This window comes from Veillonella sp. VA142 (assembly GCF_003992135.1).
Taxonomy (GTDB): Bacteria; Bacillota; Negativicutes; order Veillonellales; family Veillonellaceae; genus F0422.
In genome coordinates this window covers 38,329-61,678 of sequence record NZ_RQVN01000002.1, presented here as the reverse complement: position 1 = coordinate 61,678, position 23,350 = coordinate 38,329, and the positions used below count along the sequence as shown (strand labels likewise).

Annotated in this window: 24 protein-coding genes and 3 pseudogenes; 4 read left to right on the top strand and 23 right to left on the bottom strand. The window is 38.1% G+C overall.

Annotation, left to right across the window (positions count from 1 at the left end):
• The 4 genes from EO117_RS01210 to EO117_RS01195 are packed head-to-tail and all read right to left on the bottom strand — an operon-like array spanning window position 1 to window position 3,242.
• Window positions 1-1,245 (bottom strand): NAD(P)/FAD-dependent oxidoreductase, encoded by a 1,245-nt coding sequence (locus EO117_RS01210; RefSeq protein WP_126938704.1) that lies wholly within the window; start codon window positions 1,243-1,245, stop codon window positions 1-3.
• A gap of 8 nt (window positions 1,246-1,253) precedes the next feature.
• Entirely contained in the window at window positions 1,254-1,976 is a 723-nt protein-coding gene (locus EO117_RS01205) for a pseudouridine synthase (protein WP_126938703.1), read from the bottom strand.
• Between the two features lies 1 nt (window position 1,977).
• A complete protein-coding gene (gene scpB / locus EO117_RS01200) occupies window positions 1,978-2,514 on the bottom strand; it encodes an SMC-Scp complex subunit ScpB (protein WP_009353824.1) in 537 nt (178 codons plus the stop codon).
• Entirely contained in the window at window positions 2,511-3,242 is a 732-nt protein-coding gene (locus EO117_RS01195) for a ScpA family protein (protein ID WP_009353860.1), read from the bottom strand. Before EO117_RS01195 ends, scpB begins: the two co-directional genes overlap by 4 nt.
• Before the next feature lie 176 nt (window positions 3,243-3,418).
• Here EO117_RS01195 and EO117_RS01190 point away from each other — a divergent pair, with 176 nt between their 5' ends.
• Window positions 3,419-5,245 (top strand): phosphoethanolamine transferase, encoded by a 1,827-nt coding sequence (locus tag EO117_RS01190; RefSeq protein ID WP_126938804.1) that lies wholly within the window; start codon window positions 3,419-3,421, stop codon window positions 5,243-5,245.
• Between the two features lie 241 nt (window positions 5,246-5,486).
• On the opposite strand, the gene EO117_RS01185 is transcribed toward EO117_RS01190, so the two are convergent.
• Together EO117_RS01185 and EO117_RS01180 are read right to left on the bottom strand one after the other, a co-directional pair.
• Complete coding sequence (locus EO117_RS01185) at window positions 5,487-6,704, bottom strand: tyrosine-type recombinase/integrase (RefSeq protein WP_126938702.1); 1,218 nt, start codon at window positions 6,702-6,704, stop codon at window positions 5,487-5,489.
• A gap of 81 nt (window positions 6,705-6,785) precedes the next feature.
• On the bottom strand, window positions 6,786-6,989 hold the full coding sequence (locus EO117_RS01180) for an excisionase (RefSeq protein ID WP_000814511.1): 204 nt from the start codon (window positions 6,987-6,989) through the stop codon (window positions 6,786-6,788).
• Here EO117_RS01180 and EO117_RS09365 point away from each other — a divergent pair.
• Window positions 6,973-7,224 (top strand): hypothetical protein, encoded by a 252-nt coding sequence (locus EO117_RS09365; protein WP_001845478.1) that lies wholly within the window; start codon window positions 6,973-6,975, stop codon window positions 7,222-7,224. The two genes, EO117_RS01180 and EO117_RS09365, sit on opposite strands and share 17 nt — an antisense overlap.
• Before the next feature lie 225 nt (window positions 7,225-7,449).
• Here EO117_RS09365 and EO117_RS01170 read toward each other — a convergent pair whose 3' ends face one another.
• Window positions 7,450-7,680, bottom strand: a complete 231-nt coding sequence (locus EO117_RS01170) for a helix-turn-helix domain-containing protein (protein ID WP_000857133.1) — start codon at window positions 7,678-7,680, stop codon at window positions 7,450-7,452.
• Window positions 7,677-8,099: a sigma-70 family RNA polymerase sigma factor gene (locus EO117_RS01165; RefSeq protein WP_000804885.1), complete on the bottom strand. Its 423-nt coding sequence runs from the start codon at window positions 8,097-8,099 to the stop codon at window positions 7,677-7,679. The genes EO117_RS01170 and EO117_RS01165 overlap by 4 nt, the downstream gene beginning before the upstream one ends.
• Before the next feature lie 504 nt (window positions 8,100-8,603).
• Here EO117_RS01165 and EO117_RS01155 point away from each other — a divergent pair.
• A complete protein-coding gene (locus tag EO117_RS01155) occupies window positions 8,604-8,957 on the top strand; it encodes a helix-turn-helix transcriptional regulator (protein ID WP_001227347.1) in 354 nt (117 codons plus the stop codon).
• Between the two features lie 59 nt (window positions 8,958-9,016).
• On the opposite strand, the gene EO117_RS01150 is transcribed toward EO117_RS01155, so the two are convergent.
• The 10 genes from EO117_RS01150 to EO117_RS01105 form a co-directional block, all read right to left on the bottom strand.
• Window positions 9,017-9,184, bottom strand: a complete 168-nt coding sequence (locus tag EO117_RS01150; RefSeq protein WP_000336323.1) for a cysteine-rich KTR domain-containing protein — start codon at window positions 9,182-9,184, stop codon at window positions 9,017-9,019.
• A 118-nt stretch (window positions 9,185-9,302) separates the two neighbouring features.
• The gene (gene tet(M) / locus EO117_RS01145) at window positions 9,303-11,222 is read right to left on the bottom strand and encodes a tetracycline resistance ribosomal protection protein Tet(M) (RefSeq protein WP_126938701.1); all 1,920 of its coding nucleotides are present in this window, start codon (window positions 11,220-11,222) and stop codon (window positions 9,303-9,305) included.
• A 15-nt stretch (window positions 11,223-11,237) separates the two neighbouring features.
• On the bottom strand, window positions 11,238-11,354 hold the full coding sequence (locus EO117_RS01140; protein ID WP_001814923.1) for a tetracycline resistance determinant leader peptide: 117 nt from the start codon (window positions 11,352-11,354) through the stop codon (window positions 11,238-11,240).
• A gap of 244 nt (window positions 11,355-11,598) precedes the next feature.
• Window positions 11,599-12,534 (bottom strand): conjugal transfer protein, encoded by a 936-nt coding sequence (locus EO117_RS01135; protein ID WP_001224320.1) that lies wholly within the window; start codon window positions 12,532-12,534, stop codon window positions 11,599-11,601.
• On the bottom strand, window positions 12,531-13,535 hold the full coding sequence (locus tag EO117_RS01130) for a lysozyme family protein (RefSeq protein WP_126938700.1): 1,005 nt from the start codon (window positions 13,533-13,535) through the stop codon (window positions 12,531-12,533). The genes EO117_RS01135 and EO117_RS01130 overlap by 4 nt, the downstream gene beginning before the upstream one ends.
• On the bottom strand, window positions 13,532-15,709 hold the full coding sequence (locus tag EO117_RS01125) for a CD3337/EF1877 family mobilome membrane protein (protein ID WP_126938699.1): 2,178 nt from the start codon (window positions 15,707-15,709) through the stop codon (window positions 13,532-13,534). Before EO117_RS01125 ends, EO117_RS01130 begins: the two co-directional genes overlap by 4 nt.
• 2 nt (window positions 15,710-15,711) lie before the next feature.
• Window positions 15,712-18,159 (bottom strand): ATP-binding protein, encoded by a 2,448-nt coding sequence (locus EO117_RS01120; RefSeq protein WP_000331160.1) that lies wholly within the window; start codon window positions 18,157-18,159, stop codon window positions 15,712-15,714.
• The gene (locus EO117_RS01115; protein ID WP_000723888.1) at window positions 18,143-18,535 is read right to left on the bottom strand and encodes a conjugal transfer protein; all 393 of its coding nucleotides are present in this window, start codon (window positions 18,533-18,535) and stop codon (window positions 18,143-18,145) included. Before EO117_RS01115 ends, EO117_RS01120 begins: the two co-directional genes overlap by 17 nt.
• 88 nt (window positions 18,536-18,623) lie before the next feature.
• A complete protein-coding gene (locus EO117_RS01110) occupies window positions 18,624-19,121 on the bottom strand; it encodes an antirestriction protein ArdA (RefSeq protein ID WP_126938698.1) in 498 nt (165 codons plus the stop codon).
• Window positions 19,122-19,237: 116 nt separating this feature from the next.
• Entirely contained in the window at window positions 19,238-19,459 is a 222-nt protein-coding gene (locus tag EO117_RS01105) for a hypothetical protein (RefSeq protein WP_001009056.1), read from the bottom strand.
• Window positions 19,460-19,638: 179 nt separating this feature from the next.
• Here EO117_RS01105 and EO117_RS01100 point away from each other — a divergent pair, with 179 nt between their 5' ends.
• Window positions 19,639-20,886: an ISL3 family transposase gene (locus tag EO117_RS01100; RefSeq protein WP_000019067.1), complete on the top strand. Its 1,248-nt coding sequence runs from the start codon at window positions 19,639-19,641 to the stop codon at window positions 20,884-20,886.
• Window positions 20,887-21,142: 256 nt separating this feature from the next.
• Here the strand turns inward: EO117_RS01100 and erm(B) are convergent, their stop codons facing one another.
• The 5 genes and pseudogenes from erm(B) to EO117_RS09460 all read right to left on the bottom strand — a co-directional run.
• Entirely contained in the window at window positions 21,143-21,880 is a 738-nt protein-coding gene (gene erm(B) / locus EO117_RS01090) for a 23S rRNA (adenine(2058)-N(6))-methyltransferase Erm(B) (protein ID WP_050143600.1), read from the bottom strand.
• 124 nt (window positions 21,881-22,004) lie between these two features.
• Window positions 22,005-22,088, bottom strand: coding sequence for a 23S rRNA methyltransferase attenuation leader peptide (locus tag EO117_RS01085; protein ID WP_001814874.1), 84 nt, complete (start codon window positions 22,086-22,088; stop codon window positions 22,005-22,007).
• Window positions 22,089-22,136: 48 nt separating this feature from the next.
• A pseudogene (locus EO117_RS09450) lies at window positions 22,137-22,378 on the bottom strand (peptide-binding protein).
• Between the two features lie 133 nt (window positions 22,379-22,511).
• Window positions 22,512-22,589: pseudogene (locus EO117_RS09465) on the bottom strand (topoisomerase); the annotation flags it as partial.
• A pseudogene (locus tag EO117_RS09460) lies at window positions 22,579-23,072 on the bottom strand (helix-turn-helix transcriptional regulator); the annotation flags it as partial. The pseudogenes EO117_RS09460 and EO117_RS09465, both read right to left, overlap by 11 nt.
• Window positions 23,073-23,350 lie beyond the last annotated feature (278 nt).

The following is a 23,350-nucleotide window of genomic DNA, read 5'->3' as shown; positions in this document are numbered from 1 at the left end:
TTAGATTCCTCCTTCTGCTGCATGAGTAGCAGCTACATAGGCTGTAGAAAACGCAACTTGCAGATTATATCCCCCTGTGAAAGCATCCACATCCAAGACTTCTCCTGCCATATATAAACCATGCACCAATTTAGATTGCATCGTTTTTGGATCTACTTCTTTTACAGAAATGCCACCAGCTGTCACAATGGCCTCCGCTATAGGGCGAGGTTTATGTACGGTGAGTCGCATATGTTGTATGGCATCCACTAGTCGCAAGCGCTCCTCTTTGGTAATATCGTGAATCGCCTTGGTTCCTTCTAATTCTGCTAATTGACATATAACTGGAATTAACTTGGATGGCAATAAACCTTTCAATACGTTCACTAATTGCTTATTTTGAGACTCACTGAAATCACGTTGTACCCGCTTATCTAAAACCTCTTTAGTTAATGCTGGTTTTAGATTAATTTCAATAGTAATGGGATCTACCTTTTTCTTCAATAATTTGGTCACTGTATGAGAAGCAGACAAAATAATCGGTCCCGTCACTCCAAAATGGGCAAATAGCATTTCTCCAAATTGTTTTGTTTGCACTTTGTTTTTTGCAATAATAGAGACTTCTACATTTTTTAGACTCAGCCCCATTAAATCTTTCATCCAATGTTCTTTTGTTTCCAAAGGAATTAAGGATGGCCTAAGTTCCACTATGGAATGTCCCACCGAAGATGCTAATTCATAGCCATCTCCAGTGGAGCCAGTCAATGGATAGGACATCCCACCCGTAGCGATGATGGCTGCATCGCACTCATAGGTTCTTTTATCTGTTATAACACCTGTAATAGCGCCATCTCGTACGATTAAATCCTTAACACTTTCTTCTAAATGAAGTTGCCCACCTAATTTACGATACGTGTCTATAAAGGCATTGCGTACATCCGTTGCTTTATCAGACTCTGGAAATACACGGCCACCTCGCTCAACCTTAGTGGGGACACCCCAACTATTGAGCAAATGAACCATATCTTCATTCGTCCATTGTTGGTACGCACTATATAGAAATTTACCATTTCCAGGCGTTTGCTTAATAAAATCTTCTATAGGAGCCGCATTCGTCACATTACAGCGTCCCTTGCCTGTAATCCCCATTTTAAGGCCCACCATCTTCATTTTTTCAATGATGCGCACAGAGGCACCTAATTGTGCAGCTCGAACGCCAGCCATAAGACCTGCAGCGCCGCCACCGATGACAATAATTCGTTTCATATTCATCCTTATTTTATAGCTTGTAATTGTTTCACTTCTTCACGGGTTAATTTACGAAAAGCCCCACGTTTCAACCCTTTCAAATTCAATCCTGCATAGTTGATGCGTTTCAAATTATGAATAGAGTACCCAAAGTGTTCAAACATACGACGGACTTGACGATTACGCCCTTCATGGATGGTAATTTCTACAGTGGTAAGACCTGTTTTTCCATTGAATCCGTAGTCTGTAATTTCACAAGGCGCCGTCATACCGTCTTCTAATTTGACACCTACTGCTAACTGTTCCAAATGTTCATCAAGCACACGATCTTTTACTTTTACTTCGTAGGTTTTCGTCACACCTTTTGATGGATGGGCTAAGTTTTGCGCCATAGTTCCATCATTTGTCAATAGCAATAATCCTTCTGTATGGTAATCTAATCGACCTACAGGATAAATACGAACTTTTACAGAATTAATATAATCCATGACAGTTTTGCGTCCTTCAGGATCTGTGATGGATGTAATCACCCCTTTTGGCTTGTTAAAAATATAATATTCCAATGCCTCCGGCTCCAATAGTTGTCCATCCACTTTAACGCGGTCCCGTGTAGGATTTACCTTTGCACCCAGTTCTTTTACATATTTACCATTCACAAGTACTTTGCCAGAAGTAATCAATTCTTCTGCTTTTCGTCGTGATGCCACACCACAACGGGCAATATATTTTTGCAAACGTTCTAGTTCCATATTAATCTCCTTCTATATCTATGGATAACCCCGCTGAAAGAGGCATAGACTGTTGCAATTCTTCAATAGAATTGGCACCTACAGTCCTTAAAAAGTTATCCGATGTTCCGTAAATTACAGGACGTCCGATAGTTTCCTTTCGTCCTAACTCTACAATCATGTCACGGGCCAATAATTGTTTTAATACTTTTTCACAGTTCACACCACGAAATTCTTCTACTTCACCTTTTGTGATAGGCTGTTTGAAAGCAATTACAGCCAACGTTTCCATAGCCGCTCCAGATAGCTTTTCATCTCTATGGCGAATTTTAGTAACAAATTCACTGCATTCTTGGGCGCTCACTAGTTCTATGCCCGATGCACTTTTACGAATCCTAATTCCTCGCCGTTCCTGTACTAACCTTTCTTCGTAACCTTTGATAGCTTTTTCAACTTCTGGTGCATAGACTTCAAAAATATCTGCTAATGTATCTATCGTTAAAGGGGTAGCTGCTGCAAATAATACAGCCTCTAACTGCTGAAATTCAATGCTATTCACAGCGCATCTCCTTCTTCTATACCTTCTACAATCACATTATATATATCGTGATTGCCCACTATAATTCGCAATAGTTGACGTTTCATTAACTCTAATAACGCCAAAAATGTAACCACACTTTCTTCCTTCGTCTGTACCGAAGCAAATAAATTTACACAGGGCACTTGTTGATTCCTCGTCGCTAGTAATACATCTTCAATCCCTTGTTCCAATGTATATTCTTCACGTTCCATCATAACTTTGGGAGCTTCTACCTCAGGTCGATCATATCGTTCCTGCACTTTCTGAAAGCATGCCACTAATGCATCCCACTCCACAGTACAAACAAGATCTAATCCCACTTGGCTAAGCTCTTCCGGTCTATTAAATACATAGGATCCATCGGATACACGTTCTTCTAGGAGCTCCGTCAATTCTTTGATGCGTTTAAACTCCACCAATCGATTCACCAATTCGTCTCGTGGATCTTCTGTATCACTTTCATCCTTATGATTTATCTTAGGCAATAAAAGGCGTGACTTAATCTGCAACAACGTAGCTGCCATCACTAAAAACTCACTACTATAGGCAATATCAAATTGATTCCAAGTTTTGAGTATATCCATATATTGTGAGGTGATATGCACAATGGGAATATCGTATATATCAATCTGATTCTTTTCAATCAAATGCAACAAAAGATCCAAAGGGCCTTCAAAAATATCCAGTTTAAAATCGTAGGTATTCATGAAAACTCCTTTCTACCAAAAATAAAGGTATGGCTTTCACCACACCTTGTATGAAAAAATTGCATTTCCTATTAGAAACAGTTAGAATAATACATAGACATACCAACGTATGTATCTAATAAGTATTATAAATGAAATGGGCGAAAATTGCTACACCCAGAAAGAGAGGCGACACTATGCATCGTCAAAGATGGAAACAGCTAGGACTGTATACCATCGTGTCCACTATCATCGCAGTGGCACTATTTTACATCTACGAACCAATTACTTTAGGGTTTGACATAGAAGATATACTTACCTTATTCGTTCCTACCATTGTAGGATTAACAGTCTTACAATTGATCATTCGTAGCTCCTTTACAAAAGGATATCTCATTGGTCATGGTATCGTGGGTATCAGTTGGGCATTAACATTCCCGCTCCTATTCCATTGGTCCTATGAAAAGCCTTTTTACTTCTACGAATTCGCCAACGATTTTTTATTTGGTCTAGTCTTATTCTGTGGTCTTAGTGTCACCCACTATTGGCTACTACAATGGGGAAAGGCAAAACGTATTTGGTCTGCTCTATACAGCATCCTTGACGTAGTATTGCTCCTCATCCCAGTTGGTCAAATCGGGTACTATCTATCCACTTGGCATTGTATTACTCCTGCCACTATGATGGCATTGTATCAAACCAACCCCGAGGAAGCCTTAGGATTTGTAAAAAATATTATCGGCGTAGGTGGCATCGGAGGGGCTATCATAGGTATCGCTATCATATTTGGTCTTTTATACTTTGCCAATGTAAAAGCTCAAACGAACGATGAGCCTACTGTGTTCTATTCCTCTTTCTTTCAGCGATATCAAGATGATATAAAATGGATTCTATCCATCGCCCTCATCGTGTATGGTGGATATTACCTTTTCCCTCGTACAGATATTGTCAGCAATTGGCTAGAAGTTCGAGCCTATATGAAAGAGTTGCAATCTTATAATGATAAGCATGTTAGTGTATTTAACAATTTACAATTAAGCACTACCGAAACAGCGGCGCAAAAAACTCCAGGTACTGTCATCTTAGTCATTGGAGAATCTTCTTCTAGAGATTACATGAAAATGTATACTCCTGACTTCCCTTACGATGATACTCCATGGCAAGGTTCCCTGTATCAAAATCCAAACTTCAATGTCTTTAAACACGCTTACTCTTCCTATGTGCAGACTGTACCAACCTTGGAAAGAGCCTTAACAGAGCGCAATCAATATGACGACAAACCATTCTTTGATGCCACAACCATTATCGATGTAGCAAAAAAAGCTGGATATCACACCTCTTGGTTATCTAACCAAGGTGTATATGGTGAATACGATACAGCTATCTCTCTCATTGCAAAAGCAAGTGATACGCCCCGTTGGGCTCATGAATCCTATGCCTTCTCTGATCAATATGATGGCGCTTTGTTACCACTTTTAAAAGACGTACCAAAGAACCAAAATAATTTCATCGTCATCCATATTATGGGTAGTCATATCTACTACAACGATAGATATCCTCACGAGTTCAGCAAATGGAAACAAGGTCCAAACCCTGAAGGAATTGAAGCCTATGCCAATAGCCAACTGTATACTGATTGGCTGTTACAAGAAATTTACACCTATGCTAAGGATAACTTAAACTTACAAGCCATGGTCTATTTCTCTGACCACGGAGAAAATATTAAAACATCTCACAATCCAGACATTTTCAACTTTGGAATGACACGGATACCAATGTGGGTGTACTTATCTCCTACATATCGTAATGCGTATCCAGAAACAGCAATTACCCTAAGCAATCATGAACAACAATATTTCACCAATGACTTATTGTATGATATGCTAGTAGGCATCATACATGCTCCATCTGGTAACTATGATGTAACACGAGATTTCTCCAATAAAGCCTATCGCTTTAATGTCAATAACTTAACTACAATGTTAGGTACACAACCGTTGTCCTTAGATCCTGAGGCGAAATAAACTACTACAAGCACAAAACAGGCACCAGCTATTGCGTTGGTGCCTGTTTCATATCTATTTTTTATTTAAACAAAGTATAAATTTCTAATTATCTTTTTATATTTTCTTAAATGCTCGTAAAGCCTTATTCTATGTGCTTTCGAGTATTTTTACTGTAGGAAGATACTTCACGTTTCTTTGCATATTTCCTCATGTCTTAGCTGTCAGAAGTGGTAAATAAGTAGTAAATTCATTTGTACTACTAAGCAACAAGACGCTCCTGTTGCTTCTCTTTATTCAAGCGTTTCATTTCTGCCATTGCAGAATCGAATGTTGCATGTGCGTAATAGTTCAGCGTCATGGCTATATTAGCATGTCCCATAATGTACTGTAATGCCTTTGGATTCATTCCTGCATTTGCATAGTTGGTACAGAATGTATGTCGCAAACTATGTGGAGTGATGTGTGGTAACTTATCATCATTATACTTGTTGTATTTCTTAACAAGACCTTTCATCATACCATTATAGTCACTCGCCACTTTTGGATAGTTCTTTCTATTAAGAAAGAGGAAATCACTATATCCATCAATCTCAACACGCTTATCATTCTTTCGATTCGCTAACACTCGCTTAAATGCTTGATAGGCTTCTTCAACCATAGGAACTTGACGTTCACCACTTTTGGTCTTTGGTGTTTCAATGTAGTACCCAATTTCAGTATCTCTCAATAGCTGATGGTCTATATTGACAAGACGATTCTCAAAATCTAAATCTGGAAGTGTCAAACCACCAAACTCTGAAATACGAAGACCTGTTTTTAAGAGTATCAGAATTTCATCATAATTTTTGCTGTAGGTTTTATCAGCTTTTGCAAAGGCTAACAGTTTTTCTTCCTGTTCTTCTGTTAGTACGGTCTTAGGGACAGTATCATCATCAAGAACTGCTTTCAGTTGAAAGTCAAATGGATTCTTCCGAACACAATCATCTTGTATAGCAATATAGAATGAAGCCTTTAAAGAACGTTTGTAGTTATTGATGGTTTGATAAGCATAACCATTTTCACTCATTCTAATAGCCCATTCTTTAGCGTCTGATGGCTTAATACTGTCAATACTTCTTACACCTAACTTGTCTTTCTTCAAAATATCCATAAGATATTTGCGTCCAGTTTCAGTATTTTTTCTAACCTTTGGTCTTTGAGCGTTCTGTTTTGCGTAAAGCTGGCAGAGTGTCATTTTCTTTCCTACAACATCAATACCATCATGAATGTCTTTCTGTAACTCTGCGATTTTCTCCCTAAGTGAGATACAATCACGCTTTCCTGCTGGTACTCTGTCTGTAGCCACAAGTTTCCACGAGTAAACAAATTGCGGTTCTCCAAATGAATCTGTATATTTGTATAAGTATCTTCCGTCTTTTCGTTGGCTCTCTCCAGTCTTTAAAATTCGACCTTTATTGTCACGTCTTTTTTCTGACATGGCATTTGCTCCTTTCCATTATGGAAAGAGCCTTGATACGACTTAATACTATTTTATCATATACAAGACCCTTTGGCGACGCTAGATTGCGTCCAATGTATCTATAATTTTTTCAAATTGTTTTCGTTTAATCTGAATACGATTGCCATTCATAATCAGCCAATTTGCATTTTTATTTTCCTCTGCCAAGCGTCGTAGCTTGTTTTCGCCAATACGAAAATATTTTGACGCTTCTTCAATGGTTAGGGTATAACGTTCCCAAATCGGAATGTCAGTCTGCTTCATAAAATCCTCCTTTCCAAATCACTTATTTGGATTTCATAAAAGTTGTTTTACCAGCAATCGAACAGCTTTAGCAAAGCTCACGGGAGTTCCACCCCTGCATGGTTCTCATGTAGCCATACTCATTGCCTGCGACGGTTTTATCACGCTCGGACTATTGACTGTATGGGAGTATCATTATCACGATAAGAATGTCGTTGCAGGCAATCCTGCTAAAGATTGCTTCTCGGATCACTAACATGAATCGCTCGCTATCTTTATAAGATAGGTCATGGCGGTTAGTTCCGTTGGCTCTTTTCTTATCGAAACGTATTCGATTACTTTTATTCAGTTTTCAAAGAACAATGGCTCGTTAGCCTATCAAAACACATTGAAAGCTCAATATGCTTTGGTGGAATAACAAACCTCCCTGTTCGGGAAGCGTGGAATGGTTTAGCACGCTTCCACGAAAGGAGAGAGGATATTACTTAATTTCAAATGACAAAATCTTTGTAATCAGTCTGGTTTCCATTCTTCCACGTAAGACTTCATCAACGACCATACTTTGATTGCCATATTCATCTTTCATAAGTCGTAGGGAACGCTTCGTTATGTACCCTCTGTAATGATGTAGAATCTGGTTAATCGCTTCGGTATCGCCATCTGTTGCCTTTACAATGAGAGGAAAGGGAATCATAGGATATTGTGTTTTCATTCTTCAAATTCCTCCATAAACTTTTTAATTAAGGCTAGTCCACTGGTTCTATGCCGATAGACAGTAGAACGGTTCAATTTCAACAGGTCTGCAATTTCTGAATCGCTCATGTCCATAAAGTAAAACAGCAGTAGAATTTCACGTTTCTTGTCTGGCAACTCACGTAATGCTTCACTCAACAAATCATTTTCAACGCCTACTGATAACCCATTGAGTGTAAAAATCTGAAAGTCAGTTGAATAGTTATCTGTTGTCGCAAACTGGCTAACAAGATAATCGCCAACATCCGAAAAGGACACCTCACGCTTTGCAATCCTTGAAAGATAAAGCATATAATTCTTTCGCTCGTCTTCCATAGCACGTTTACAGATATAGTCAAACTGATTTTCTATTGTGGTCTGAAAAGAAGATGGTTTCATGTTTCTCACCCCCTTTCTGTCTAGGAAAGGAAGTGAGCCTTGCTCGTTTATCTCCTTTCACTCTTAGTCCCAATGTGAAAGGGGGATTTGTTGCATTACTGATAAATAAACTTTGTAAAAAAGTTCTGAATAGCCAAAAAAGCATATAAACAGATTTATTTCTCTGTTTACATGCTTCTGTTATTCTATCTATATGATTTATAAAACCACATTGGTGGACGTACTTATCTATTGCAGATAGACGACTTTTTTTGACAAGAACCCAATGTAAGGAAATTTATTGTATATGATGTACTTCATGGCGACGTTGACCTCCAACAAACCGCCATTTGGAAGTAATATACAATATTTTAACAGCGTAAATAGCACTACCATATAACGGTTTTTTTTATTGGCGTTTAGTAGTGCTTTTTATTAAATATAAACCTATAAACCATATAACACGTTTTTCTATACCTGTTTTTAATTCAGTAGGAACAATAAAATGTATAGAGGTGGTCTACTATGCGTAAAAAAGAAGATAAATATGATTTTAGAGCCTTTGGTTTAGCCATTAAAGAAGCTCGATTGAAACGAGGTTTAACTCGTGAACAAGTGGGAGCATTGATTGAAATTGACCCACGGTACTTAACTAATATTGAAAATAAAGGGCAACACCCCAGCATACAAGTTCTTTATGACCTTGTATCGTTACTTCATGTTTCCGTTGATGAATTTTTCTTACCTGCTAATAACTTGGTAAAAAGCACCCGACGATTACAGATAGAGAAATACATGGATAGCTTTACAGACAAAGAACTATCCTTAATGGAATCTTTAGCCAGCGGTATCAACGAAGCAAGAAACATCGAAGACTAATTAAAAGAATCCATACATAACGGAAAGAGCCGATAAAATGAGATTGTATTAATCTCATTTTATCGGCTCTGCGTCTTTGCGTCTGGCTCTGTAATCACAGTTACTTTGAACTGCTTTATTTCAATTAAATTTTCTTGTCTGCATTTCGGACAATAGAGGGGGAATTTTTTTAATTCAGTATCTTCCCTTATCTTTAATCGTGTTTTATTTCCACATACAGGACACAATATCCACTTGTAGTTTATAATAACTATCTCCTCCTTTACACTTTAATTCAAATCTTTATTAAAAAATATTTCATCTTATTTAACAAGAAACCATATTTATATAACAACATAAAATACACTAAGTTATTTTATTGAACATATATCGTACTTTATCTATCCGACTATTTGGACGACGGGGCTGGCAAACAGGTTCACCGGTAGTAACATGGTACCCTTTTAACTCTGTTAAACAAACACTACGTCCATTTGTAAAGAAAGTTAAATCACTACGATATTCTTGAATACACCGAGCAGGGATTTCTCCACTAAGAATGACCTCATTATTTTTCAATTGAGTGTCTACGATGTTCGCACAATATTTAGGAGCATCGTTGTATGCTCGTAAAAGATATTCCTGTGGCGCATAAATTTTAAAACTAAGATATGGCTCTAACAATTCTGTTCCAGCTTTTTTTAAGACTTGTTCCAATACAATAGGAGCAAGCATCCGAAAATCTGCTGGGGTACTAACAGGGCTATAGTATAAGCCATACTTAAAACAGATTTTACAGTCCGTCACATTCCAACCATACAATCCTTGTTCACAGCCATAGCGTATCCCCTCCATAACTGCATTTTGAAACGATTGATTTAAGTATCCAAGAGAAACCGAGCTCTCATACTGTACTCCGCTCCCTAATGGAAGCTGTGCTACAGATAGACCAATGGAAGCCCAGAAAGGATTCGGTGGAACTTCGATGTGAATGGTATACTCAGCTTTTTTTAACGGTCTTTCCATATAAATGACTGTAGGCTCTTTTATTTCTATCTCCACATGATACTTTTCTTGCAGCAGAGCACAAGTCACTTCCATTTGTACTTTCCCTAAGAAAGAAAGTATGATTTCATGTGTCGCAGAATCCACATAATATCGCAGAAGCGGGTCACTGTCGGAGATTTCCAAAAGGGCATCAAGCAACATTTCTCTCTGTTCAGGTTTACTCGGTTCAACAGTTGTTTGTAGTAGAGGGTGCGGATTTTCAATCTTTTTTCTCTGTGGCAATAGTTTTGTATCTCCAAGAACACTATTTAACTTCAAAAACTCATTTTGCAAAATAACAATTTCTCCAGAATAAGCTCTATCAATCTTACATAATTCACCATTTATTGAAGTATACATTTCTGTAACTTTTATTTTTTCTTTTTCTGATACTCTAACCGAATCTCGTAAATGTAGTACTCCACTATAAAGGCGTATATATGCAAGACGTTGTCTTTTTTTTGTATATTCAATTTTGAAAACATTTCCGCAAAGTTCAGACGGACCTCGATGTGTTGATGAATAAAATTTATTAGTAATAACTTCTATAAGGTTATCAATCCCTATATTACTTTTTGCACTTCCATGATAAAGAGGGAACAGAGAACAATTCTGAAATCTTATGCTTTCCTCTTGTTCGAGTTCCAATGCTTCTAATGATTTACCGGACATATATTTCTCTAAAAGGTCATCGTTTCCCTCTATTACCGTATCCCATTGTTCAGATTCGGTAAAGTTCGTCACACACATATTAGGATACAGTTCTACCTTCTGTTTGATTACAATTTCGGCAGAAAGTTTCTCTTTAATATCCTGATAAACCGTTGATAAATCAATTCCATTTTGGTCAATCTTATTGATAAAAAAGATTGTGGGAATCCCCATTTTCCTAAGTGCATGAAATAATATACGAGTTTGTGCTTGTACGCCATCTTTTGCAGAAATCAGTAGAATTGCCCCATCTAAAACTGATAATGAACGATATACTTCTGCTAAGAAATCCATATGTCCTGGCGTGTCTATGATGTTCACCTTCGTATTTTCCCACTGAAAAGAGGTTATTCCTGTCTGAATTGTAATTCCTCTCTGACGTTCTAAAAGCGTATTATCCGTCCTCGTTGTACCTTTGTCCACGCTTCCTAATTCTGTAATCGCTCCACTGTTATATAATAAGCTTTCTGTTAAGGTAGTTTTTCCCGCATCAACATGAGCTAAAACTCCAATATTAATAATTTTCATGTGATTTTCCTCCATTCAAAAGCCCAAAAGGGCATAAAAATCCCAGTGATAAATACTCTTATCACTGGGATTTTTATGCATAACCATAGGCATACAAAGCATACAGATATTCTCCGGATACTTTAGAATCACATGATAAAGGTATTCTTAAACTGGGTACAAAAAACTAAGCCCTCCTAAAAAAGGACATCCAATTATTTGTTCCCACTATCAAATTGACAGTTTATTTAAGAATACCTTGCCGCATATTTATTAACTCCTTTTAAATAGATACTTAAATTATAGCACGTAAGAGCATATTTGTAAAGGAATCTCCAATTTTTTATCAAAGAGAGTACGTGATTACAAAATAGCTGTAATAATGTACCAATATTTGTTATTCTATAATCTTCCAATTACTCCCGTTCTTTTCAAGTACCAAATCAAATTGAGATACCTGCGTTGCTTTGGTCTGCTGGTCGATATACTCCACTGTCAGCGATACCGTGACTTGATTATCCTTACGATTGTGAATAGGATTTACCAGTTCTTGAAAGATGTACTCTTTTCCGATTGGTTTTAATATCCCGTCATTCACATAGTAGGAAAGTTCACTGGCTGTCGCTGTAGGATAGAGCTTGAAGAACGTCGTTAAAAACTCATTGATTTCATTGGTTGTAATGGAATCAACCGTCCCCTCACTTTCAATGGCTTTTGGTTTATAACTTGATTTCTTAGGTATGTTGGTAATGGTCGGATTCTTAACCAGTACCATATTTCCAGAACCATCTACATAGACACTCACTATATAAGCAGAGTGGACGGTCTTTGTATTTTCTCCCTCTGTAATGAGCTGGTCTACACTGTAGGTTACATTAAACTCATTGTCGCCAGTTGGCTCTACCGTCCATATCTGAAATCCTCTTACAGAAGACGATACAGGAATATCTTTGCGTACTGTATCAACATTGAGAGCTTGAAGTTCATCTGTCAGATAGCCTTTTAGACTTTCCATTCGATTATCAATGGACTTATCGGATTGCTCCCATGAATAGTAGACTTTCGCAAAGTTCTCTACAAAATTTTCTACATGATGAGTATCAACGTATTCCTTTTCTATGATAGTTGTTTCGTGAATAGTATGAGTATCTATAGCTGTAAAGTGCTTGAATATCGCAAAGCTGAAACTAAGCCCTAAAAGTACCCACAAGGCAATCACAACCTTTTTATGAGGATTGACCTTATAGTAGACACGAGGTTTCTTTTCCTTTGGTATCTGTTTTTCTTTATTCTGATTTTTTCTAAATTTCATCATTAAATCTTCCTTTCTCATTGTTTGATTCGTCCTGCTCCCACTAAATGCTGTTGCCAGTAGGGGCTTGTTAAGTCGGCATAACCGATTGGGTCGCCTGCATGAAACATACGGTTATTGCCAAGGTATATCCCAACATGAGTAATATAAGAGCCAGCGTTATAGGTAGAATGAAAGAAAACCAAATCGCCAGCTTGTGCTTCCGATAGTGGGATATGCTGGGTCACATCATATTGCTGTTGTGCGGTTCGTGGTAAGTTAATTCCAGCTTTTCCATACGTCCATTGTGTCAGTCCGCTACAATCAAAAGAAGTAGTCGGGGAAGCTCCACCGTAAACGTATCGCCAGCCCTCATATTTCAGTGCTTCGTCCATGATGGCTTGTACCGTATCATCATCATCAAACTCTGTTGTGACAAGATACTGCGTTACCAGTTGCACATAAAACATATTGCCATAGTTGTATCGCCAGCCCCCATTGATAGGTATGGCTATGGGATTGGGGTAAGACACTTTTTCGCCACCTGAATACTCTTTTGAGAAACTTTGAGCCAGTTCAAAGGTATATTTATTTCCACGATTAGCCACATACCCTAAGAAACCACCACCATAATTGTAGGACTGGATAACCGATTCTAAATCTACACTGAGCCTTTCGCTACTGGCTAATAATTCACTGAAATACTTCACACCTTGCTTAATGGATTCTTCTGTACTCAATGAATTAGGTGGAAGACCGAGGGATTCCGAGGACTGCATAACATCTTCCGCAGTACCGCCCGATTCCACCTGTATAATCGCAAGAAGTATGTTGACATATTCTTCAACGCCATATTCTTTGGCATATTTTTCTACCATAGGCTTATGAGCCAGCACTTCTGCGGAAACATTCACACCTCCATAATGAATATTGGAAATTCCGCTGTCCTGTTCATCTGAAAATAAAATGGCAACAAACAGAAGCAGTGAGAAGACCATCAAGAATAATCCAGAACCACCAATCACTAAAGTTTTCAACTTCATGGTTTCTTACCGACTTTCTTAATGGTGGCGGTTTTGATTGGTGGTCTACTTCTTGTATTTTGTAGTGGTACTCTTTGAACAGTAGACGGACGTTCTTTTGTGATTGGACGTTGTGAAGTTCTATCTACTGTAGTGGTTGAAGTTGCTGGCTTTTGAACGGTTTTTTCTTGAACGGTATTGCCTTGGCGTTCCACTTTTGGACTTGAAAAATCGGACTTAACTGCTGGACGCTCTTGTTTGGCTTGTTGAGATTCCTTATATGAAGTCTGAATATTAGACTGTTTTGAGGTCTGTTCATCATGATATTGTTCTTGTCTTGTAGTCGGTCTTTCATGAACAGAAGAAGCAGGCTGTTTTTTCTGTTTGACCTGTTCCATTTCAGAGCGACGCTTCGCAATGGTTTTTCGCCTTTGTTCCTGCTGTTCCTTGCGTCCACTGGCTCTGTCCGCTTTGGTTTGAGAAATACTACTGGTTAAATCACGGACATTCTCTTTTACTTTGGATTTTCCTTGATATACTGCATATCTTGCATTGGTCGGCAAATCTTTAACCTGTTCTTTCAAACCACTAGCAGTGTCTACCATTCTGTCTTTGGTATCAGCTACTGTACCGATGGTTTGACCGATACGTTTTCCAAGTGTTGATTTTTCCTTTCCGTCTGGTCGGGAGTGATCTGCTTGTGTCCTTGCAGAACTCCCCGAACCCGACTGTCCTTTTTTACCTGTAACAATGGCAGACCCAGCCCCTAGAGTAGTCATGGAACGTCCAAGTTTCCGCTGTAGACGGTGCATGTGAGCGTGCATAAGCATACGAGGTTTTCTCATCACACGACTTCCCACACTTTGAGAATCGTTACTCTGTAGAGAAAACATACTCATTAAATCGCCCAGCTTGAAGTAGATTCCTGCAAAGGTCACAATCTGTAGAAAAGCAATCAAAAAGAACGGATAACCAGCCGATAAGGTATAGAGCATGGTTGAAATACTAAATGCTGTCGTAATAATCAATGTGATTCCAGCTCGTGTCAAAATGGTATTAAAGAGCTTTGTTATGGCTCGTTTTGACATACCATCAAATGATGGAATCATGCTTAAAATAAAGCTCACAGGCAGAAACATAGCATAGATGATAAAAAGTACCTGCGAGAAAATCATGATTCCTGTTAATAGGAATACAAATATGGAAATCCCAATATTGAAGACAAATAGGAAGAAGACTGTACCTAAACGGTTAATGGTCTTTGTAATGGTTAGATTGGTATTGCTTCTGTCTTCAATTTCTTCCGCAACAATTTTTTCTCTATCTTCGCCATTGTTGGAATCTGGGCTGGTGGAGAGCAGGCTTTCCACACGGTCAATACCGATACTTTCAATGTCTGAACTGTTGTATTGAAGCAGTAGCCACGGTTGCTGAACCTGTATGGAAAACAGGCTATCTCTGATTAAGTCCACGCTGTCCTTGCCTTGACTATCGGAATGGGGCATGACAATCTTCGTGCCAAGTGATAAACTGGCATTACTGATGTCTGATGAAAAGTCATTGATTTTTTTAATGTAGTCGGGAGCGTAGGCAATAAAGGAAGCCGATAGGATAAACACCAGCACAAAATTCATAATGGCATGAATTGCCTTTGTGGTTTCTCTCTTTATCAGTCCCGTATAGGCAACATAAACCCCAAGAACCAAAATCAAGAGTAAGAGGAATCCAACATAGAAACCCTCTGTTGAAAATCCGTTTGCACTCACACCAGCTAAGGTCTGCATATTCTTACCAATGGAATCTGCTGTAGCGGAAATGAAGTCTAAGGAATAGGCTTCCTGTACTAAGTAACCTGTCGCATTGGAAACATACAAACTGATTGTCCAAATAAAATTGGTAATGGCATATAGTCCATACATGACCTGTTTTCCAATCCCGTCCGACCAGTTCCACGGAAGCCAGCCCCAGCTATTATCCACATAAAAATCCAGTTGATAGTTTTCAAGTGGGTATCGGCTGTATTCATTTGCCACATTGACCGTATCATCTACCAAGCCCGCAGCTTGAACCACCGTTCCCAGCATGGCTAAAAGAAAAATGGCAATCACAAGTGTGAAAGCCACTGTCATTGCCACTTTACCTAGACGTTTCAGCGTCCAGTTTGATTTTATTCTGTTTACTATTGATGGTTTCACATTTACACCTCTTTTCGCACAGGTGGTCTGGTATCAAAGGCATGGAGCAGTTCTTCAAATACAGGGTGGAACTGTATCACACCGACACGACCATATAAATCACTGATAAGGCATTGCCCGTTTTCCAAATCACGCAATCGCTTCTGATTGTTTTCGTCCTCTGGGTCTACACCAAAAAAGGCTAAGGTCTTTTTAATCTCGTTAAGGTCAGTGGAACGAAATGCAAATTTTAAGCCGAGGTTATTTTTCAGTTTTTCATCTAAGAGGTCGTCTGTATTTTGGGTCACGAAATATACCCCAGCGTTCATAGCACGACCAGCCCGAACCAGCTTCATAGATAGTGTTTTTCCTTGTGCTACCTGTAAAAAGCTCCATGCTTCGTCTAAATCTACAATCTTGAAAATGCTTCGGTCTGTATGGATAAAGTCTAAAGCAAAGGTACTAATGACAATCAGCATAGCAACGGATAAAAGCTCCATAGTGGTATATTCCTCAAAGGAAGTTTCCTTGTCGGGAAGTACCAAGTCCGCAACCTGTATAATGTTCAGTTGTTTTTCTAAGCTGATAGACTGCTCCACATAACCATTACTGAATAATAAATGTGCAAAGTCATAGTCTGTAAAACTTTCGATATGGTCGGCTATACTGGTACTTAGTGGCGTATTCTCAACCCGTAATTCCTCAATCACTTTCATCAACCCTCGTACTTCACTATTGGTTACTGCACGAATGGCTTTTCTAAGGATTGGGAAGCGTTCCCCATCACGAGAGGAAATCCCCGTAAGGAATGTCAGAATATCAATAGCCAGTGATTCAGAATCTTTGGGATTTTTCATAATCACATAAGGGTCAAGTAAGCCTTTGTTTTTCTCATCAGAAGTCAGAGTGACGATATTGATTTCATGGGAAATCTCTGGCAAGGTTTCTTTCCATCTGCCACGTTCTGCTTTTGGGTCTACAATCACTGCTTGTGCCCCATAAAGCACCGCATAATAGACGATAAGGTTATTCGCAAAGGATTTACCACCACCCAGCGAACCAACAAAAGCCGACGCTAACGCATTGGTTACTGAACCCTTAACCCCTTGACTGGCAAGAGCAGGTTTCAGATAGACATTGCGTCCAGTATCTAAGCTGTAGCCAACATAAATCCCCTCATTTTCCCCCAGCATTTGAGTAGCACCAAAACCTAAACCAGCGAGGAAATCAGAGGTCACGTATTGAATATAATCATTCATATAACGCTTGCTGGCAGGTAAAAATTCTTCATGTAAGCCGAGCATATCCCCAAATGGTCGTACCAGTTTTACGCTTAAATCGTCATAAAAATCTTTCACTTCATTACAACGACGTTTGAGTTCGTCAAGATCATTTGCTGATACCCTTACCACATAAGACAGCTTGTACATAGATTCCTTGCTTTGGTCTAAATTGGTTTCCAGCTCATTCACACTTTCCAGAGCTTCCGCCACATTGGAGCTGGTTTCATTATCACTTTGCCAAGCGTGGTTATCCAAGTCTTTCAGTTCTTTCTTTTTATTGCGGACAGTAGATAGGGCTTTACGATTCGCTACAATTTCCACATTCATTGACGTATCAATCGGGAATGTAAATTGCTGTTGCTGGTAGTAGAAGATTTCAGAGGACGGGAAGTCCAGTTCTCCGACAATGCTGTTAATGGTAAAGTAAGCTACATAGACGGTTTCATCTTCCTGCTGGATTTTCAAATATCGCTGTTTTTCTTCCACCAAACAGCGAGTAGGCTTAATCAAGTCATAGTATTTAATCAGCGTTTCATTATCCAGCTTTTTCTTTGATAGATGGTACTCATACTCTTCATAGGCAGTGCCTGTCTGTCCGTAAAGGTGTTCAATCAGATAGCCGAAGTCGTCCTTATCTAACCTGCGGATTTTGAAACGACGAGAGATTTTATTTTCTAAGAGCTTTTCCATCTTCTGAAAACGCAGGATTTCATCATTACTCATACTAACAAAATCGCCCATCAGCTTATGGTTCACATCATAGACAAAATCAGACAAAGCATTTTTTGCTTCAACGGTAAGACTTTTCATAGAAAACTCCTGATCGTTGAGAAGCAACTTAAAGCCGATAAAGAAACGGTAGTTCACTTGATTTTCGCCAATCATGGATATTAAAGCGTCTGTCTGTTGGTCGATTTTGTCATAGGCAACCGCTTTGAGCTTGCCAGTGACTTCATTTTTGGAACGCTCTTGTGCAGAACGTATGCTGGATTCTGTACTGATTTGTAAAGCATGAATTTTGCCATCACGATTTTGTGCGATAAGCTGTCTGAAAGAATCATGCACTTGTATTTTCTGTTCTGGACTTAGAAATGAGTAATTGTAAGGAACAAGCTCATAGTAAGCATAACATTCCCCGTCTTTATTCCAGACGAGATTGTTTTCAATGTATTTAATTGGATATGCCATAAAATTCACTCCTAACTGCTGTAATGGCTTCTTGTGGCTGGTTTCTGCCAAGCGTTACTTTTTTTCCTGCATAGGTCAGCTTTGGTCGCAGTGCATAAGCAATGACAGACTTCAAAAATCCATAAGGCTTTTTACCATCAAAAGTTTTTGTAGACATAAACCATGTGAAAGCCACAGGAATCCCAAAGTATTTGAGAAATGCTCCCTCTATCATGGAAAGAGGGGGCAAGTTGCCAAGTATCATCACTGCAAAGAGTGACACGACAAACCATGTCATTTGCGTAAAGGTTATGGGAAACGGAAGTCTAAAATCATTGATAGAATACAGTACCTTTTCCACAGACCAGATACTGGTATAGCTTCGTATTTTCTTCATGTAATCAATCCTTTCATAAAAAATAGGGGTAGCTGATTGAGCCACCCCGTAAAATAGAAAATCTGCCAGTAGTAATGTACCGACAGATTTAATAGACGATTTCAAAAATCCCATGATTGGTTGAGATAAACGTTCCTGAAAGGTCTAAATCCCGACCATAGGATTGATAATCAATATAGTTTTGAAGACTAGCTGGTACTTCGCCTAAAGCACCCGTTTCTTCAATGTAGTAGCGTGCCACGTCATACATATCATCACAATCGGAATGAATGATAATATCCTCTTGATGTTCGCTTAGTTCTTCAATGCTTGAAAAATGAGTGAGCAGAGCAGATAGCTCCGATTGTAATTCTTCGGGTAATTCCGATACCATTTCCCATAGTCGATTGAGTTCGCCAATGGAAGTGTATTCGTCAACCGTAAAGGGTAACTCGTAGTCATGAATGGCGTATTCCTCATATTCATCATTCAAGCCGATTTTCTCTTTGACTTCCTCAAAGTCAATGGGAAAGGTAAACCACGCACCGACCAATTCGCCCTCATTGTATTTGCCTAAATTCGCAATATAGACTTGCATATCGTCCATATATTCACGTCCTTTCTTTGTAGAGATTCAAAAATCCCTACCGCACTTCGTTTGGTGTACCATTCCTTTGCGGAACATAAGAAAACCACTTATATTCCACAAAAGAACGGTTTTATTTAAGCACCAATAATGCGATTGAATAGCTCTAGTAAAATGTCTTTTACTCCAGCAGCGTTGAAGACTAAGCCAACCGCAATAATCGCAATAATTAAAAAGCCAATCAGTTTGCTAAACTCACGCTTGAAGCCAAGATACAAGCCAATCACAACGATTGCTAAAAGCACCAGTGATTGAGCGTTTGATAGAAACCAGTTATAAAGGTTTTGTCCAAAATTCATAAAAATGTTCTCCTCTCTATATTCAATGAATTTGTATTTGAGTTATTTTTTTGGGGTATACACTTTCTGGTATGGATAGAGATTCCATGCCAGATTTTTTTATACAAAAAAGAGGACATTTGCTGTCCCCTCGTTATACAATCAATTCACCACAAAAATCATGAAAGAAGGTTAAACAAATGTCCCATAATGATTCTATCCTAAATATTCTTGGAATTAAAGATAAAAATATTAAAATTATTTCTGTTGAAGAAGCTGAACACAACAACGATTCTGTTAAAGAGTATATAACGCTAATAACAGCTACTCTTTCTTATCCGATTAATCGTTGTCGTAACTGTGGCTTTCCCACAGTTAATAAGGATGGCTTTCGCAAAACTCATGTACGACTGGCAAGTTTAAATGGGAGAAGATATGAACTAGAGCTTCGTAAACAACGCTATAAATGTAAATCATGCCATACTACTTTTGGTGCTATTACTAATTTAACCAAAGAAAATCAAACCTTATCCAGTGATCTCAAAAATCAAATCATGCTTTTAGCTCGTAAAGGCTTATCTGGTCAGCTTATTGCTGAAATGTGTCACTGCTCTCCTAGCAGTGTTCGTCGAACAATCTTAGAGCGCATGGAACCACACTATCGTGTGGCTAAGTTGCCTAAGCATCTATGTTTTGACGAGTTTCGTTCAATTAAGTCTGTGATGTCCTTTATCTGTTGTGACGCTGAAACCCACCAAATTGTCACAAAGTTACAGGATCGTCTATCACCTACCATTGTTGATTATTTTGAAAGTCGTTATTCAAAAGCCGAACGCGAATGCGTTCAATCAGTTGTAATTGATTTAAATGCTCAATATCAAAGTTTTATCTATCGCCTTTTCCCTAATGCCAATATCATTATTGATCGCTTCCACCTTGTACAATTAGCTGGTCGCGCTTTGGACAATTGTCGTATCTCTATCCTAAAGCAACTTGATAAACAGAGCCAAGAATATAAAATTATGAAGTCACATTGGAAGCTATTCCATAAAAAAGCTGAAGATCTTCACCCTGAAGAAGTAGTTTTTCTTCGCGGCGTTAAACAATATATGACTCGCCAAAATGCTGTTGATCTCATTACTAGTAAATTTTCCAAGTTCGCTGAAGTATACCAAACTTACCAAGATATCACGAAAGCCCTAAACGAGCGCAATAGTGAATTACTAGAGTCAACCATCTTAGACTACCAAAAAACCAATACAGAAATGGATACTGCTATTCAAACCCTTCGTCAAAACAGAAAATATGTCTTAAATAGCGCTAAATTTGAATACTCTAATGGTCCTTTAGAAGGCATCAATCGCAAAATCAAAACCCTAAAACGAACTTGTTATGGTTTTGCCAATCAAAAATTTTTCTTTTTAAGAATCGATTGTATTTTTTCGTAAAAAAATACCCCCTACATTTTCGTAGGAAGTATTTTTAGTCAACCATACCAGTTGACAGATATCCCACTTAGGACATTTTCCTACAAGGGGTCCCGAGCGCTTAGTGGGAATTTGTACCCCTTATCGATACAAATTCCCCGTAGGCGCTAGGGACCTCTTTAGCTTCTTGGAAGCTGTCAGTAGTATATCTAATAATTTATCTCCATTCCCTTTAGTAACGTGTAACTTTCCAAATTTAAAAAAGCGACTCATAGAATTATTTCCTCCCGTTAAATAATAGATAACTATTAAAAATAGACAATACTTGCTCATAAGTAATGGTACTTAAATTGTTTACTTTGGCGTGTTTCATTGCTTGATGAAACTGATTTTTAGTAAACAGTTGACGATATTCTCGATTGACCCATTTTGAAACAAAGTACGTATATAGCTTCCAATATTTATCTGGAACATCTGTGGTATGGCGGGTAAGTTTTATTAAGGCACTGTTTACTTTTGGTTTAGGATGAAAGCATTCCGCTGGCAGCTTAAGCAATTGCTGAATCGAGACTTGAGTGTGCAAGAGCAACCCTAGTGTTCGGTGAATATCCAAGGTACGCTTGTAGAATCCTTCTTCAACAATCAGATAGATGTCAGACGCACGGCTTTCAAAAACCACTTTTTTAATAATTTGTGTGCTTAAATGGTAAGGAATATTCCCAACAATTTTATACCTCTGTTTGTTAGGGAATTGAAACTGTAGAATATCTTGGTGAATTAAAGTGACACGAGTATTCAGTTTTAATTTTTCTGACGATAAGTTGAATAGATGACTGTCTAATTCAATAGACGTTACCTGTTTACTTATTTTAGCCAGTTTCGTCGTTAAATGCCCTTTACCTGTTCCAATTTCGTAAACGGTATCGGTTTCTTTTAAATTCAATTGTTTTATTATTTGGTTGAGTACTTTTTCACTCGTTAAAAAGTTTTGAGAATATTTTATATTTTTGTTCATGTAATCACTCCTGAAGTGATTACATCTGTAAATAAATACAGAAGTTAAACGATTTGTTTGTAATTTTAGTTATCTGTTTAAAAAGTCATAAGATTAGTCACTGGTAGGAATTAATCTAACGTATTTATTTATCTGCGTAATCACTGTTTTTAGTCTGTTTCAAAACAGTAGATGTTTTATCTACATTACGCATTTGGAATACCAACATGACGAATCCCTCCTTCTTAATTACAAATTTTTAGCATCTAATTTAACTTCAATTCCTATTATACACAAAATTTTAAGATACTGCACTATCAACACACTCTTAAGTTTGCTTCTAAGTCTTATTTCCATAACTTCTTTTACGTTTCCGCCATTCTTTGCTGTTTCGATTTTTATGATATGGTGCAAGTCAGCACGAACACGAACCGTCTTATCTCCCATTATATCTTTTTTTGCACTGATTGGTGTATCATTTCGTTTTTCTTTTTGTGCGCCTAAATTTCCCACAATCACTCACTTCTTTCTATTTCTTCTTATTCTTATTTTATCATCAACAATCACAAATCACTTGTGATTTGTGATAAGTGATTTGTGATAAGTGATTTGTGATTAATATATAAAAGCCCTCTTTAAAGGGCTTTTATATTTATTTTGAGAAAGATATAAAATCAATATATCCCTTTTCCCCAATTTTTACAACGGCATTGTAGGGCATATAGTTTTTTATATGAAAGCATTTGTTTTAATATTTGTTCCAAAGAGCCATCATGGCTTTGACAGAGCTCTTCTTCTATGCAAATGCTTTTAATCCGATCCACACGAAAATTCCTATATTCATTTCTTAGCCTGCAAAACCGATTAAGTACCAGTTCTGTTCATAAAACCCCAGTGATATAGGCTCTATCATTCTGCTTTCCGGTTCTTGCCCTCCTGATGCAGGATATTGAATTGATATTACCCTTTTATTGCAGATTGCAGTCTGAATTGCTGCAATAACGTTATCCGCCAATGTATTTTTCTGTCCAGATGTGCTGTACACGTTAATACTGTTCTCCAACTCCTGTGCATAGTTTTTTTCACCATGCTTCAAAATAGATTTGATTTTATACATAGCTGAATCAAAATCCTTTATAAATGATTCATCTCCATGGCAATTTAAAAATTTCCCTGCTGTAATCAATGCACCCACTTCCGCCGCTGTAAACATTACCGGCGGAAGTAGGAAGCCCTCTACAAGAAAATATCCTTTTCCGGCCTCAGATCCAATTGGTATTCCGGCTTCTTCAAGTGTCCGGATATCTCTGTAAACTGTCCTTAAGCTTATATTAAATCGCTGTGCAATTTCTTTGGCAGGAATTATTTTTTTTTGATTGCAGCTGAATAAGAATAGAGGTTACTCTGTTAATCCTGTTCAAATTTTATTCCTCCTCTGTGACTTCCATAAAAAGTATATCCTATGCGTTCTTAAGCTAGCTGCTGTTAGTG

Excerpts from the sequence above, each read along its gene's own strand:
- EO117_RS01210 (WP_126938704.1), bottom strand. The coding sequence starts at position 1,245 with ATGAAACGAATTATTGTCATCGGTGGCGGCGCTGCAGGTCTTATGGCT.
- EO117_RS01205 (WP_126938703.1), bottom strand. The coding sequence starts at position 1,976 with ATGGAACTAGAACGTTTGCAAAAATATATTGCCCGTTGTGGTGTGGCA.
- EO117_RS01195 (WP_009353860.1), bottom strand. The coding sequence starts at position 3,242 with ATGAATACCTACGATTTTAAACTGGATATTTTTGAAGGCCCTTTGGAT.
- EO117_RS01190 (WP_126938804.1), top strand. The coding sequence starts at position 3,419 with ATGCATCGTCAAAGATGGAAACAGCTAGGACTGTATACCATCGTGTCC.
- EO117_RS01185 (WP_126938702.1), bottom strand. The coding sequence starts at position 6,704 with ATGTCAGAAAAAAGACGTGACAATAAAGGTCGAATTTTAAAGACTGGA.
- EO117_RS09365 (WP_001845478.1), top strand. The coding sequence starts at position 6,973 with ATGTCAGTCTGCTTCATAAAATCCTCCTTTCCAAATCACTTATTTGGA.
- EO117_RS01180 (WP_000814511.1), bottom strand. The coding sequence starts at position 6,989 with ATGAAGCAGACTGACATTCCGATTTGGGAACGTTATACCCTAACCATT.
- EO117_RS01170 (WP_000857133.1), bottom strand. The coding sequence starts at position 7,680 with ATGAAAACACAATATCCTATGATTCCCTTTCCTCTCATTGTAAAGGCA.
- EO117_RS01165 (WP_000804885.1), bottom strand. The coding sequence starts at position 8,099 with ATGAAACCATCTTCTTTTCAGACCACAATAGAAAATCAGTTTGACTAT.
- EO117_RS01155 (WP_001227347.1), top strand. The coding sequence starts at position 8,604 with ATGCGTAAAAAAGAAGATAAATATGATTTTAGAGCCTTTGGTTTAGCC.
- EO117_RS01135 (WP_001224320.1), bottom strand. The coding sequence starts at position 12,534 with ATGAGAAAGGAAGATTTAATGATGAAATTTAGAAAAAATCAGAATAAA.
- EO117_RS01130 (WP_126938700.1), bottom strand. The coding sequence starts at position 13,535 with ATGAAGTTGAAAACTTTAGTGATTGGTGGTTCTGGATTATTCTTGATG.
- EO117_RS01120 (WP_000331160.1), bottom strand. The coding sequence starts at position 18,159 with ATGGCATATCCAATTAAATACATTGAAAACAATCTCGTCTGGAATAAA.
- EO117_RS01115 (WP_000723888.1), bottom strand. The coding sequence starts at position 18,535 with ATGAAGAAAATACGAAGCTATACCAGTATCTGGTCTGTGGAAAAGGTA.
- EO117_RS01110 (WP_126938698.1), bottom strand. The coding sequence starts at position 19,121 with ATGGACGATATGCAAGTCTATATTGCGAATTTAGGCAAATACAATGAG.
- EO117_RS01105 (WP_001009056.1), bottom strand. The coding sequence starts at position 19,459 with ATGAATTTTGGACAAAACCTTTATAACTGGTTTCTATCAAACGCTCAA.
- EO117_RS01100 (WP_000019067.1), top strand. The coding sequence starts at position 19,639 with ATGTCCCATAATGATTCTATCCTAAATATTCTTGGAATTAAAGATAAA.
- EO117_RS01085 (WP_001814874.1), bottom strand. The coding sequence starts at position 22,088 with ATGTTGGTATTCCAAATGCGTAATGTAGATAAAACATCTACTGTTTTG.